Here is a 14,199-nt window from a genome sequence, read left to right as displayed (position 1 = left end):
GTTGTCCGCCGCGCTGCACGCCCAACACCCCGACCGCCCGGGTGTACGCGCCGCCCTTAGTGCCTTCGCCGAGCCGCGGTTCCTCCACCAGACCCGCACCCGTACCCCCGACGGGCGGCTGCGTGCCACGGACGACCTCGACGCGGCCCTGGCCGGGGAGGACGCCGGCGGCCTACCGGACACGGCGCCGTGGCGCGCCCACTTCCACGTGCCGCTGCACGCCCCGCCCGAGCCGCCGCTCGCCTCCACCCTCCCCGTCCTCCGGGACACGCTGGCCCTCCTCGTGGGCGGGCCCGTACCGCGCACCCATCACCTCGAAGTCGAGACCTATACCTGGCAGGCCCTCCCGCCGGGCCTGCGCCCCCGCACCAGAAGCCGTCTCGCCGACGGCATCGCGGCCGAACTCGCCCTCGCCCGTGACCTGCTGGCCGACCTCGGACTCAAGGAACTCCCATGAGTGCAGCACCGAACCGCCTGCTCGTCCTCGACGTCGTCGGCCTCACCCCTCGCCTCCTCGCCCAGATGCCGCACCTCCAGGCGCTCGCGGCCACCGGCGCGGTCGCGCCGCTGGACACCGTGCTGCCCGCTGTGACCTGCACGGTCCAGTCGACGTTCCTCACCGGCGCGACGCCTGCCCAGCACGGCGTCGTCGGCAATGGCTGGTACTTCCGGGACGTCGGCGAAGTCCACCTCTGGCGCCAGCACAACGCCCTCGTCGAAGGCGACAAGGTCTGGGACGCCGCCCGACGCGAACATCCCGGCTACACGGTCGCCAATGTCTGCTGGTGGTACGCCATGGGCGCCGGCACCGACTGGACCGTCACCCCGCGCCCCGTCTACTACGCCGACGGCCGCAAGGAACCCGACTGCTACACCCGGCCGCCGTCCCTCCACGACGAACTCACCAGCCGCTTCGGCACCTTCCCCCTCTTCACCTACTGGGGCCCCACCGCATCCCTCCCCTCCTCGCAGTGGATCACCGACGCGACCCGCCACCTGCTGCACACCCGCCGCCCCGACCTCACCCTCTGCTACCTCCCGCACCTCGACTACGACCTGCAGCGGTACGGCCCGGACGACCCCCGCGCCGCCGCGGCCGCCGCCGCGCTCGACACCGTCATCGGCCCCCTCCTGGCCGACGCGCGCGCCGCGGACGTCACGGTCGTCGCCCTGTCCGAATACGGCATCCGGCCCGTCCGCCGCCCCGTGGACGTCAACCGCGCCCTGCGCCGCGCCGGACTGCTGGAGGTGCACACCCAGGACGGGATGGAATACCTGGACCCCACCGCTTCCCGGGCCTTCGCCGTCGCCGACCACCAGATCGCCCACGTCTACGTACGCCGTCCCGAAGACCTCGACGCGGCCCGCGCGGCCCTCACCGGACTGCCCGGCCTGGACCGCCTGCTCGACGACGAGGGCAAGAAGGCGTACGGCCTCGACCACCCCCGCTCCGGCGAACTCGTCGCCCTCGCCGAGCCCGACGCCTGGTTCACCTACTACTACTGGCTCGACGACGCCCGTGCCCCCGACTTCGCGCGCCTCGTCGACATCCACCGCAAACCCGGCTACGATCCGGCCGAACTCTTCATGGACCCCCGGGACCCGTACGTACGCCTCCGCGCGGCGACCGCCCTGGCCCGCAAGAAGGCCGGGATGCGCTACCGCATGGCGGTCGTACCGCTCGACCCCGAGCCCGTACGCGGCAGCCACGGCTTGCTCCCCGAGAGCGGAGCCGACCCCGCCGACGGTCCGGTCCTCATCTGCTCCGCATCTGACGCACCCCTGCACACCCCCTTCGCCGCCACCGATGTGAAGTCCCTGCTCCTTCATCTTGCCCGCCCCCACTGACAACGCGCCCCGCCCGCCCACCGGACACCGACCGAGGAGCCCGCCCACCATGCCTTTCCCCCGAGACCGCCACGACGACCCCCAACAGGCCGCCCTCAGACGGACTCTCCACCGCCGCGGATTCCTCGGCGTCGCCGCCGGCGCCTCGGCGGCCGCGCTCCTGGGTACCGGAGCCGTCCCCGCCCACGCCGCCCCGTACGGCACACAGCCCACCGTCCCGGCGGCCCCCGCACAGCACGGCCCCCACCGCCCCGTACTCCCGCCCGGCCGCCTCGGTATCCAGCTCTACACACTCCGCGACCAGACCTCGTCGCTCGGTTTCGCCCGCGTCTTCGAGGAACTCGCGTGCTACGGCTACGACGAGGTGGAGTTCGCCGGCTACACCCAGGGCTCCGCCGGCGCGATCACCCTGCGCCGGATCAAGCGGCTCCTCCGGGACAACGGCCTGCGCGGCATCGGCAGCCACGTCGGATACGCCTCGGCCGACCCCACCGCGTACACCTTCGCCACCGCCCTGACCCGGGTCCTCGACGACGCCGAGGCCCTGGGCCTGCCGTACGTCGGCACCCCGTCCAGCCCCGACCGGTACGGCAACACCGTCGACGCCTGGAAACGCGCCGCCGACGAGTTCAACGCGTACGGCGCTGCCGCCCGGGCCCGCGGTATGCGCTTCTACCACCACAACCACGCCGAGGAATTCGCTTTCGCCACCGACGACCCACGCGTCCGCCTCTACGACGTCCTGCTCGCCGAGACCGACCCCCGACTGGTCTTCTTCGAGATGGACATCTTCTGGGCCTATGTGGCGCAGTACCGTTTCTCCCGGCGTCCGGACGGCACCCCCGCCCCCTTCGAACCCCTCGACTACGTCCTGGCCGCGCCCGCCCGCTACCCCCTCTTCCACGTCAAGGACGGCGAGCACGACACCGCCACCCAGGACGGCTACCGCATGGTCGACGTCGGCGACGGCGACATCGACTACCGCCGCTTCCTCGCCGCGGTGGAACGTCGCCGCGGCCGCCGCTCCGCCCACTGGATCGTCGAACGGGACGACGCCGTGGACCCGGCCGCCAACCCGGCGGGCTCCCTGTCGACCGCCCGCCGCTCCGCCCGCCATCTGCGGAGCCTGCGCGCAGCGCGCGGTTAAGCCGTACGCCCGTGGCCGGGTAGTGTGCTCAGGATCAGCGCTACCCGACCGGGGCCACCGGTACGACCAGATTGGCGAGACGTACATGAGCGAGGGGACCGCACCACCGGCGGGCGACGCGACGTCCGTCGCCGACGAGGAGGCGCGGGAGCGTCTGCTCTACCTGCGCGGCAGCATCGACAACCTCGATGCCGCACTCGTGCACCTGCTCGCCGAGCGCTTCAAGTGCACGCAGCAGGTCGGCGAACTGAAGGCCCGCCACAACCTCCCGCCCGCCGACCCGGCCCGTGAGGCCACCCAGATCGCGCGCCTGCGCACCTTGGCCGCGGACGCCAAACTGGACCCGGCTTTCGCGGAGAAGTTCCTGAATTTCATCATCGGCGAGGTCGTACGCCACCACAAAGCCATCGCGGACCAGGAGGGCGGCCGGGAGGACGCCCCCGGCAGGCGCGACGTCGCCATCGGCTGACGGTTCCGGCGCGCTCCGGTCCGGCTGAGAAGGCGATAGGGAGAGGGCAGCCCGTCCGGGAACGGCCGCTGTCAGTGGTCGCCGTTATCGTCCGTGCCATGACCTCAAGAGATCCCTTGTTGGAGCGGATCGAGCGCACACCGGACATCCGGGAGCTACTGCGTTCCTCCTTCGCCTTCGACACCTGGCGGCGGGACGGTGACGGCCTGCGGCTCGCCTCGGGCGCGCCGCTGGAGCCGATCGCCGGGGAGTTCGCGGGCGGGTCGTACTTCCTGTGCCCCGAGCAGGACGGCCGTCGGCCGGTGGTGTACGCGAGCTCCGAAGGTGAGGGCGGGCTGATAGCCGATGACCTGGCGGAAGCGCTGGAGATCATCGTCGGTCTCGACTGGATGAGCTGCCTCGGCTTCTCCGGCGGCGGCGACATAGCCGTCATGCAGGTCTCTGCCCAGCATCTTGAACGGTATCTGGCCAGGGACAATCCGGAGATCGCCGAGGAACGGGCCCAAGTGGCCGAGGCTCTCTCGCTACGTGTCGTGCCCGTCGCCGACCTCGTCGTCCGGCTGCACGAGGCCGCCTCGCGGACCGCGCCCGAGTACGTGGTGACCACCGAGGACGGGGACGCGTACGGACCGCTCTTCGGCGATTTCACGGAACCTCGCGAGGGGGGCTGGGGCTGAGCCGCTGGGTGCGCGGACCGGCAGGCGCCGGCGCGAAGGGCGCCATCCGCCTCGGCCCTGACTGCCCGCCTCGGTGCTGACCGCCATCTCCCCGAACAGGTTTCCCCTGTCCCTTCCGTACAACTTTCCCCCAGGACCGGCAGTCTCTGTCTCCGTCACGGCCTGTGACGACGCCATTCCTCTACCGGCGCCCTTCCCGTACGGGCGCCCTTCCCGTACTGGGGGAACCATGCACCGCACCACCGTCTCCGCCGCTGCCCTCGCGGCGCTCTGCCTCGGGCTCACCGCCTGTCAGCCCGCGGGGAGCACCGACGGCGGCGGGGGCTCGCCCACGAAGGCGGCGGCGGAGCCCAGTGTGGCCGCGGAGACCACACCGGGGCCCGTTCCGGACCGCCAGGCCACGCTGCCCGATCTGGTGGGGAAGGGGCTGCAGAGCGCGCAGGACTCCGCCCAGGCGGCCGGATTCCGGGTGCTGCGCAGTCACGACGCGCTCGGCCGCGGACGGATGCAGGCGCTCGACCGGAACTGGAAGGTCTGTACGCAGATCCCGGGGCCCGGTCAGGTCGACACCGGCAGGACCGTGGACTTCGGTGCGGTGAAGCTGACGGAGTCCTGCCCCGAGACCGACGCCGGGTCAGGTGCCGCGGCGGACGCGTCCGCCGCGGCCGGGTCGGCCATGCCGGACTTCCGGGACAAGTCGGTGAAGGTGGCCCGGCGCGCTCTCGACGCCGGTACCGGCATCACGGTGAAGGACGCGTCGGGCCGCGGGCGGATGGTGCTCGTGGAGTCCAACTGGAAGGTGTGCCGGCAGAGCCCGGCCGCGGGCACGAAGGTGGACGGGCAGCCGGTGACGCTGGAGGCGGTGAAGTTCCAGGAGGACTGTTGAGGCTGGTAAGGACTGTTGCAGCCCGCTGAGCCCGCTGAGCCCGCTGAGCCCGCTGAGCCCGCTGAGCCCGCTGAGCGGGCCGGTCCGACCGAAGTTCGCTTCAACGCGGGCGCCGGGCTCGCAGGACTGTGTCGTGGGTGTGCGAGGTGCCGGCGGGCGCGGGAACCGTCCGGGGGCGGGTTTCGTTGATCTGTACGGTCCAGTCGGGGTCGAGGAGCCGTGCGACGTCGGCGGGCCGGTAGTAGTCGGCCGGGTCGAAGCCGGGTTGTGCGGGCAGCCCGGTCATGTCGTGGCCGACGAAGAGCAGGGTGCCGCCGGGCGCGACGGCGGCCAGCAGCCCGCGCAGTGCGGTGTGCTCCGGCTCGTGCTTGAGAGGGAAGTACTGGACGGATACCAGGTCGAACGCCTCGGCCGGGGGCGGCGTGACGGCCAGGTCGGCCCGTGCCCAGGCGACGCGATCGGTGACGTCCGCGGCCGCCTCGGCGGCGCGCCGCAGGGCGACCTCGGAGATGTCGACCCCGGTGACCTGCCAGCCTTGCCGGGCGAGCCACCGGGCGTCGGCGCCCTCACCACATCCCACGTCGAGGGCCTGCCCCGGCGGGCAGCCGGTGATCTCGGTGACGAGCACCCCGTTGGGTGATCCGCTGAAGAGCTGGTCGCGGCTGCTGTACCGGTCGTCCCAGAACCGGGCGTCCATGACGTTCTCCTGCATGTGTGCTCCTGAGGGCGTGAGAAGGAAGGGATTACGGGCCGTGGGGCGTGGGGAGGAAGGGCTTACAGACCGTGGCGACGGTCGCCGGCCACCAGCTCGCACACGCGGGCTTCCGACGCGGCGGAGAACGGGTCCTTACGGGCCCGCACCGCGCGACGGGTGTCCTCGGCGACGAGATCACCGTTGATCGCCCCCGCGGCGGCCGAGCCGGACGCGGCGGAGCCGAGCACGTTCGCGGTCAGGTCGGCGGCGTTGCCCGCGACCCACACCCCCGGCACGTCCGTCAGACCGGCCGGGCCGGCGGCGAGGTACGAGCCCATGCCGCTCGGGTGCTCGGTGGGAGCCAGCCCGAGGGAGTCCAGGAACGCGGCCGTGGCGGCACTCGGGACGGCGCGGGGCGCCACGGTCAGCGCCCGGAGCGGGACCAGCTCGCCGGTGTCCAGGCGCACTCCGGCGAGGCGGTCGTCGGCGACCTCCACACCGGTCACCTCGCCGGGTACGACCGCGATGCCGCGCGCCGCCAGCTGCTCGTACTCCTCGCTCGTGGGGCGGGGACCGGTGTGCAGCAGGAGGGTGAGCCGGTCGGTCCACTGGCGGAACAGCAGGGCCTGGTGCACGCTCATCGGGCCGGTGGCCAGGACACCGATCGGCTCGTCACGTACCTCCCAGCCGTGGCAGTACGGGCAGTGCAGCACATCCCGCCCCCACCGCTGAGCGAGGCCGGGGACGTCGGGCAGTTCGTCGGTGAACCCGGTGGTCACCAGCAGCCGCCGCGCCCGTACGGTACGCCCCGCGTCGTCGGCGACCGCGAACAGCTCGCCGTCCCGTACCGCCGACCGCACCCGGCCGGTGCGGACCTCGACCCCGTACCCGGCCACTTCCCGCCGTCCCGCCGCCAGCAGGTCGCCTGGTACCGCCCCGTCGCGGGAGATGAAGCCGTGCATGTGCGACGCCGGCGCGTTGCGGGGCTCACCGGCGTCGAGCACCAGGACGGACCGCCGGGCGCGGCCCAGCATGAGCGCGGCGCTCAGGCCCGCCGGACCGCCTCCGACGATCACCACGTCGTACCGGTCGCCGCCGTCCGGGCCACTGCCGTACGCGCCACCGCCGTACACGCCGCTGCCGTTCTCTCCACCGTCGTACCGACCACCGGGGCCGGGACGGGTTTCTCGGGTCATCGTGACCACCTCCGCCCCCAACCTGCGCCCTCTCCCACCGCCCCGGCAAAGTTCCTTGCGAAAACGGCAACACGTGGACGGTCGGGGACGGTCAGGCCGCACCGAAACCCGCTCCGGCCCACCGATTCCCGGTAGACCGGAGCGGGTTCGGCTCCTCTGCCCTCACCCGGAGCGGGCCCGCCCCGGGCCACAGCCTTCGTGGTCACCCCAGGTAGGCCGGCCCTCCCTTCCCCGCCGGCCGCCGCAGCAGCAGGGACAGGCCCGCTGCCAGCAGGCCCACGCACCCGGCGACCGCGTACGCGCCCTCGTACCCCCACGCCGCCACGACCGCCGCGCCGATGCCGCCGCCCAGGAGGCCGGAGACCAGCTTGGAGCTGTAGACGAGGCCGTAGTTCGACGCGTTGTTGTTCTCGCCGAAGTAGTCGGGGACGAGGGCGGCGAACAGCGGGAAGAACGCGCCGCCGCCGAAGCCGGACAAGAAGGCGAAGACGAGGAACAGGGGCTGGTTGGCGTGTTCGCCCGCCCACAGGACGCCGAACTGGGCGAGGCCGAGGACCAGGCACACGTAGGTCAGCGTCACACGCCGCCCCAGCCGGTCCGAGAGCCAGCCGACCACGCCCCGGCCCGTCCCGTTGACCACCGACATGATGCCCATGGAGGACGCCGCGACCAGCGGCCCGAAACCGGCGTCCTTGGCGTACGGCACCTGGAAGGAGATGCCGAAGATCGAGACGCCGGCGGTGCACAGCAGGCAGACCCACATCAGGGGCAGCATGCCCGTACGGACGGCCTCGCGCGGCGTGAACTGGGCCGCCGCGGGCGGGTTCTTGCGCAGCGCGGCGGAGGTACGGGCGTCACGCGGTACGGCCAGCGGGTCGACGTGTGCGGGCCACCAGTTCTTCGGCGGGTCCTTGAAGAACAGGCCCGCCGCGGCGGTCAGCAGCAGCACGTACAGGCCGACCAGGTCGAGGACGGTCCGGTAGTTGCCGGCGTCGAAGCCGTAGGAGAACAGGAAGATGAACGGCACGGCGCCGTACGCGAAGCCGCCGTTGACGAAACCGGTCTTGCCGCCGCGCCGTTCCGGATACCACTTGCCGACCGTGTTGATGCAGGTCGCGTAGATCAGCCCGGCGCCGGTGCCGCCCAGCACGCCGAACCCGGCGATCGCCCACCAGATGTCCGGAGCGTGGCTCAGGCTCAGAAAGCCCGCCAGGGACAGTACGGATCCGCAGAGCATCGCGGCACGGCTGCTGAGCAGGCCTTTCTCCCGCAGCCTGCCCGCGGGGAAGGCCACCGCCGCCTGGAAGAAGACCCAGACGCTCAGCACCCAGAAGGTGTCCGTGTGCGTCCAGTGGTGCGCCGCGGAGAGCGTGGTCTCGGCGGCACCGAAGGCGTACTCGAATATGCTGATACCGAGCATCGCCGCCCAGGGCAGCAGCACCATGGTCCACCGGGGGTGGCCGAGCAGCTGCCGGTCGGTCTCGCCCAGGCGGTAGACCCGTCCCTGCGCGTCGCGGACCTCGGTGACCGTGGTGCGGTCCGCGCTCCTGACGTCCTGAGTGGTCACCTCACATCGCCTCCCGTTCCTCGCCGTGCGGATCACAGCCGGCCGGCGGCGCGTGCCCACCGGTATTTCGCACCGAGCGCCGCCACCGGCTTCTCGGTCGAGTACGGGTATGCCACCACGCCCCGCGCGAAGAGGTACGTACTGGCCTCCGCCACCTCGGTGTCCCCGGCCAGCGACGCCACCACCGGCTTCTCGACACCGGCCGCCCGGAACTCGGCCACCACACGCGCCGTCAGCTCCGCGAACACCATCGGCGGGGTGACGAGGGTGTGCCAGTAGCCGAGGACCAAGGAGTGGACCCGGGGGTCGCGCAGGGCGAGCCGGATGGCGGCCTCGTACGTGGCGGGCGGTTCGCCGCCCGTGATGTCCACGGGATTGCCGGACGCCCCGAAGGGCGGGATGAGCTGCCGGAACGCGGCGTCCAGGTCGTCCGGGACGGTCATCAGGCGCAGCCCGTGATCGACGGCCGCGTCCGAGAGCAGCACGCCGGAGCCGCCCGCCCCCGTGACGACGAGGACGTTCTCGCCCTTCGGTGTGGGCAGCACCGGCAGCGCCCGCGCGTACTCCAGCATCTCGTCGAGCCCCGGCGCCCGGATGACGCCGGCCTGCCGCAGGATGGCGTCGTAGACCGCGTCGTCCCCGGCCAGCGCGCCGGTGTGCGACCCGGCGGCCTTGGCGCCCGCGCCGGTCCGCCCCGCCTTCAGCACCACGACGGGCTTCTCGCGCACGGTCTTCCGCGCGGCCGCCACGAACGCGCGCCCGTCCTTCAGGTCCTCCAGGTGCATCGCGATGCTCCGGGTGTGCGGGTCGTGGGCGAAGTACGTGAGGAGGTCGTCCTCGTCCACGTCCGCCTTGTTGCCGAGTCCGACGATCGCCGAGACGCCCGTCCCGGTGGCGCGGGCGAAGCCCAGGACGGCCATGCCGATGCCGCCGGACTGCGAGGTCAGCGCGACGGGCCCGGTGACGTCGTACGGGGTGCAGAACGTGGCGCACAGCCGGTGCCAGGGGGAGTAGTAGCCGTAGATGTTCGGGCCGAGCAGCCTGGTCCCGTACTTCTCGGCGATGGCCACGAGCCGTTCCTGCAACGCGTGTTCGCCGGTCTCGGCGAAGCCGGAGGGGATCAGCACGGCGTTCGGGATGCCCTTGCGCCCCACTTCCTCCAGGGCCGCGGGCACCAGGCGCGCCGGTACGGCGAAGACCGCCACGTCGGCGCCGTCCGGTACGTCCGCGACGGACCGGTACGCCGTACGGCCGAGAATGGCCCCGCCCTTCGGGTTCACCGGGTGGACCGCGCCGTCGAAGCCGCCGTCGAGCAGGTTGCGTAGCACCGCGTGCCCGATCTTCCCCGGCTCGGCGGAGGCACCGACGACGACCACCGCGCGCGGCCGCATCAGCCGCTCCATCGAGGCGAGGATCTCCTCCTCGGTGTACCGGCGACGCTCCGGGGGAGGCCCGTCGCCGAGCACGATCCGTACGTCGGCGGCCAGCACGCCGTCCGGGGAGGCGAACACCGGGTTCAGGTCGATCTCGGAGATGCCCGGGTGGTCGGCGGCCAGCCGGGACACCCGCACGATCAGGTCCACCAGTGCCGCGCGGTCCACGGCGGGCCCGCCGCGCACGCCACGCAGCACCTCGGCCGCGCGGATGCCGTCCAGCATGGACTCCGCGTCCGCCGGGGAGGCCGGCGCGAGCCGGAAGGTGACGTCCTTGAGCGTCTCCACCAGTACCCCGCCCAGTCCGAAGGCGACGACCTTCCCGAAGGTCGGGTCGGTGACCGCGCCGACCAGCACCTCCAGCCCGCCCTCCGGCGCCATCCGCTGCACCAGTACGCCCTCGACGCGGGCCTCCGGGGCGTACGCGGCGGCGCTTCGCACGATCGCCGGGAACGCCTCGCGCACCTCGGCGGCCGAGGAGAGGCCCACCCGTACGCCGCCTGCGTCCGTCTTGTGTGGAATGTCCGGCGAGACGATCTTCAGCGCGACCGGCCCGCCGATGCGGGCGGCGAGCGCCACCGCCTCGTCCGCCGTCTCCGCCAGCCCCTCGGCCGGGGTGGGAATCCCGTACGCGTCCGCGAGCAGCTTGCCTTCGGGAGCCGTCAGCGTCGTACGCCCGGCCGCCCGCGCGGCCCGCAACACCGCTGCCGCGTCCACTGCTGCCGTGCCCGCCGCCGCCATGTCCACTTCTGCCGGGTCCGCCGCTGCCGGGCCCTCCGGCACCTCGTCCTCCGCTACCGCGTCCACCGTCACCGCGCCCTCCGCCCCCGCATCCGTATCCGCCTGTCGACCCACCATCAGATGACTCCGTCCGCCGCCAGCCGCCGCAGTTCCTCGTCGCCGAGCCCCAGCTCGCCGCCGTACACCTCGTCGTTGTGCTCACCGAGCAACGGTGAACGGTCGATCTCCACGGGGGAGTCGGACAGCTTCAGCGGCGATCCGACCGTGGTGAACGTGCCGCGCCGCGGATGCGGGACCTGGACGATCATCCCGTCGGCGGCCAGCGACGCGTCCCGCACGATCTCCTGTGTGGACAGCACCGGACCGCAGGGGATGTCGTGCGCGGTCAGCCGCTCCAGCACCTCCCACTTGGGCAGCGCGACGCTCCACTCCTCGACCAGCTGGAAGACCTTCGCCAGCTTGGGCAGCCGGGCGGCGGGCGTCGACCACTCGGGGTCGCGGGCCAGCTCCGGCCGCCCGATGAGCCGGGTGAGCGGTTCCCAGCCGGCCGGCTGCACGATGACGTACACATAGTCGTTGGGGCCGCCGGGCGCGCACCTGACCGCCCAGCCGGGCTGCCCGCCGCCGCTCGCGTTGCCGCTGCGCGGCACCTCGTCCCCGGAGGTGTCGTCCGGGTACTCCGGCAGCGGACCGTGCTCCAGCCGCTGCTGATCGCGGATCTTGACCCGGCACAGATTCAGCACCGCGTGCTGCATCGCGACCTGCACGCGCTGCCCGCGCCCGGTGCGCTCGCGCTGGTAGAGCGCGGCGAGGATGCCGGCGACGCAGTGCACGCCGGTGCCCGAGTCGCCGATCTGCGCGCCGGTCGCCAGCGGCGGCCCGTCCGCGAACCCGGTGGTCGCCATCGAGCCGCCCATGGCCTGCGCGACGACCTCGTACGCCTTGAACCGGGTGTACGGGCCCTCGCCGAAGCCCTTGATCGAGGCGTACACGAGGCGCGGATTGATCTCCCGGACGCGCTCCCAGGGGAAGCCCATCCGGTCCACGGCGCCCGGCCCGAAGTTCTCCACCAGCACATCGGACCGGCGGATCAGCTCGGTCAGCAGCTCCTTGCCGCGGTCGGTCTTGGTGTTGAGGGTGATGCTGCGCTTGTTGCAGTTGAGCATCGTGAAGTACAGGGAATCCACGTCCGGTATGTCGCGCAGCTGCCCCCGGGTGACGTCGCCGGTGACCGCCTCCAGCTTGACGACGTCCGCGCCGAGCCAGGCGAGCAGCTGGGTGGCGGACGGGCCGGACTGCACATGTGTCATGTCCAGCACCCGCACCCCGTCGAGTGCCTTACCGCCGGCCTCCCGGGCCGGAACCATGCTCATCGCGCTCATCAGCGGCTCCTCGCTTGGTCACTTGTACATGGTCTGGTTGACGGTGCCGGGGGCGTACGCGTCCGGATCGATCCAGACGTTGATCAGCGACGGCTTGCCGGACTGCCGGGCGCGCTCCAGCGCCGGCCGGATCTGCGCGGGGTCGCGGACCTCCTCGCCGTACCCGCCGAGCATCCGCGCGAACGCGTCGTACGGCACGTCGCCCAGCGTGTTGCCGAGCCGCTCGCGCGCCGCGCCGTACTTGGCGCGCTGCCCGTAACGGATCTGGTTCATCGACGAGTTGTTGCCGACGATCCCCACGAACGGCAGGTTGAAGCGCACCAGCGTCTCGAAGTCCCAGCCGGTCAGCGAGAACGCGCCGTCCCCGAAGAGCGCCACCACCTCCGTCTCCGGCCGCGCCTTCTTCGCCGCCAGCACGAACGGCACACCGACGCCGAGCGTCCCCAGCGGCCCCGGATCCATCCAGCGGCCGGGCGCCTTCGGCTGCACCACCTGGCCGGAGAAGGTGACGATGTCGCCGCCGTCCCCGATGTAGAGCGAGTCCTCGGTCAGGAAGTCGTTGATCTCGCTGACCAGGCGGTACGGGTGGATGGGCGCGGCGTCCGAGCGGAGCAGCGGCAGCCGCTTGGCCAGCGCGGCCTCCTCGACGGCCCGCAGCTCCTCGATCCACTCCTTGCGCCGCCCGGCGCCCGCACTCGCGTCCACCCGGCCCGAAGCGGCCTGCGCGGCGGCGGCCAGCACCATCCCCGCGTCGCCCACGATCCCCAGATCGACGTCCCGGTTCTTGCCGACCGTCCGGTAGTCCAGATCGATCTGCACCACGGTCGCGGCGGGGGACAGCCGTTTCCCGTACCCCATCCGGAAGTCGAAGGGGGTGCCGACGATCACGATCAGGTCGGCGCGGGCGAAGGCGTGGCGGCGGGAGAGCTGGAAGTGGTGCGGGTCACCGGGCGGCAGCGTGCCGCGGCCCGCACCGTTCAGGTACGCGGGCACGTTCAGGGCCCGTACGAGAGCCACCGCCGCGTCCGTACCGCGCGTCGTCCACACCTGGCTCCCGAACAGGATCGCCGGCCTCTCGGACCGTACGAGCAGGTCGGCCAGCTGCTCGACGGCCTCGGGGTCGCCCGCCGAACGGGTCGAGGCCCGGTAGTTCCCGGCCCGGGGCACCCGCGCCGTGTCCCGCGGTACCTTCGCGTCCAGCACGTCCCGGGGTATCTCCAGGAAGGCGGGCCCGGGCGCGCCGTGGAAGCACTCGCGGAATGCCATCGAGACCATGTCGGCCACTCGCGCCGTGTCCGGCACGGTGGCCGCGAACTTCGTGATCGGCGTCATCATCTCGACGTGCGGCAGATCCTGGAGCGACCCCATCTTGTGCTGGCCACGCGCGCCCTGCCCGCCGATCAGCAGCATGGGGGACTCAGCACGCAAGGCGTTGGCCACACCGGTCACGGCGTCGGTCGTGCCCGGGCCCGCGGTGACGACGGCACACCCCGGCCGCCCGGTGATCCGCGCATGGGCGTCCGCCGCGTGCGCGGCGACCTGCTCGTGCCGTACGTCGACCACCTCGATGCCCTCGTCCGCGCAGCCGTCGTAGATGTCGATGATGTGACCGCCACAGAGGGTGTAGACGACGTCCACCCCCTCTGCCTTGAGCGCTTTGGCAACGAGGTGACCGCCGGAGACGAGGTCGGGGCGGGTGGGGTCCGGGGCGAGGTCAGGGGTTTCGACGGGCTTCGGTGGCATGGGGCATCGCTTCCCTTCGGTGACGCGGGATCGGGCTTGGGCTTGGGCTTGGGTTCGGGTTCGGGTTCGGACGCGGACTCCCGCTCTGGGCTTCCGCCTTCCGCAGATCGCATACAGTCGACGAATACTGTATGGAGCCTGTATCCCGCATCGAGCCGCCGCTGTCCAGGGCCGACCGCACCGTTCCAGCCACCGGGCCGGGGCCCGACTCGTCCCATAACCTCCGGTTATGCCCGAGGTGGATACGCAGGTGAAACCCACTCCAAAACCTTGGTAGAGTTGTCCATGTCGCCGCGGGGAACACCCCGCGAAGACGACACCTAGTCCGGGTGGCGGAATGGCAGACGCGCTAGCTTGAGGTGCTAGTGCCCTTTATCGGGCGTGGGGGTTCAAGTCCCCCCTCGGACACAGAGGTC

The 14,199-nt window shown here is 72.2% G+C and carries 11 protein-coding genes and 1 tRNA gene; 6 read left to right on the top strand and 6 right to left on the bottom strand.

What is annotated here, in order from left to right:
- Positions 1-453: 453 nt before the first annotated feature.
- From JXZ78_RS08575 to JXZ78_RS08555, 5 genes are all read left to right on the top strand, one after another.
- The gene (locus tag JXZ78_RS08575; protein WP_030023186.1) at positions 454-1,848 is read left to right on the top strand and encodes an alkaline phosphatase family protein; all 1,395 of its coding nucleotides are present in this window, start codon (positions 454-456) and stop codon (positions 1,846-1,848) included.
- Between the two features lie 49 nt (positions 1,849-1,897).
- A complete protein-coding gene (locus JXZ78_RS08570) occupies positions 1,898-2,995 on the top strand; it encodes a sugar phosphate isomerase/epimerase family protein (RefSeq protein ID WP_030023187.1) in 1,098 nt (365 codons plus the stop codon).
- A gap of 85 nt (positions 2,996-3,080) precedes the next feature.
- On the top strand, positions 3,081-3,464 hold the full coding sequence (locus tag JXZ78_RS08565) for a chorismate mutase (protein WP_050502868.1): 384 nt from the start codon (positions 3,081-3,083) through the stop codon (positions 3,462-3,464).
- A gap of 98 nt (positions 3,465-3,562) precedes the next feature.
- Positions 3,563-4,141, top strand: a complete 579-nt coding sequence (locus JXZ78_RS08560; RefSeq protein ID WP_030023189.1) for a hypothetical protein — start codon at positions 3,563-3,565, stop codon at positions 4,139-4,141.
- 229 nt (positions 4,142-4,370) lie between these two features.
- The gene (locus JXZ78_RS08555) at positions 4,371-5,027 is read left to right on the top strand and encodes a PASTA domain-containing protein (protein WP_030023190.1); all 657 of its coding nucleotides are present in this window, start codon (positions 4,371-4,373) and stop codon (positions 5,025-5,027) included.
- A gap of 100 nt (positions 5,028-5,127) precedes the next feature.
- On the opposite strand, the gene JXZ78_RS08550 is transcribed toward JXZ78_RS08555, so the two are convergent.
- The 6 genes from JXZ78_RS08550 to JXZ78_RS08525 form a co-directional block, all read right to left on the bottom strand.
- A complete protein-coding gene (locus JXZ78_RS08550) occupies positions 5,128-5,724 on the bottom strand; it encodes a class I SAM-dependent methyltransferase (protein WP_030023191.1) in 597 nt (198 codons plus the stop codon).
- 77 nt (positions 5,725-5,801) lie between these two features.
- A complete protein-coding gene (locus tag JXZ78_RS08545) occupies positions 5,802-6,917 on the bottom strand; it encodes an NAD(P)/FAD-dependent oxidoreductase (RefSeq protein WP_078624573.1) in 1,116 nt (371 codons plus the stop codon).
- A 202-nt stretch (positions 6,918-7,119) separates the two neighbouring features.
- Complete coding sequence (locus JXZ78_RS08540) at positions 7,120-8,484, bottom strand: OFA family MFS transporter (RefSeq protein ID WP_050502871.1); 1,365 nt, start codon at positions 8,482-8,484, stop codon at positions 7,120-7,122.
- Between the two features lie 32 nt (positions 8,485-8,516).
- Entirely contained in the window at positions 8,517-10,658 is a 2,142-nt protein-coding gene (locus JXZ78_RS08535) for an acetate--CoA ligase family protein (RefSeq protein ID WP_050502874.1), read from the bottom strand.
- A gap of 116 nt (positions 10,659-10,774) precedes the next feature.
- Complete coding sequence (gene frc / locus JXZ78_RS08530) at positions 10,775-12,031, bottom strand: formyl-CoA transferase (RefSeq protein WP_238782779.1); 1,257 nt, start codon at positions 12,029-12,031, stop codon at positions 10,775-10,777.
- A 27-nt stretch (positions 12,032-12,058) separates the two neighbouring features.
- Positions 12,059-13,783, bottom strand: a complete 1,725-nt coding sequence (locus JXZ78_RS08525; protein WP_030023196.1) for a thiamine pyrophosphate-binding protein — start codon at positions 13,781-13,783, stop codon at positions 12,059-12,061.
- 323 nt (positions 13,784-14,106) lie between these two features.
- Here JXZ78_RS08525 and JXZ78_RS08520 point away from each other — a divergent pair.
- Positions 14,107-14,191 (top strand) — tRNA-Leu (locus JXZ78_RS08520).
- Positions 14,192-14,199 lie beyond the last annotated feature (8 nt).

Source organism: Streptomyces monomycini (assembly GCF_022271435.1).
GTDB classification, from domain to species: Bacteria; Actinomycetota; Actinomycetes; order Streptomycetales; family Streptomycetaceae; genus Streptomyces; species Streptomyces monomycini.
The sequence above is the reverse complement of the archived record's forward strand: the minus strand, read 5'-3'. Positions and strand labels throughout refer to the sequence as shown.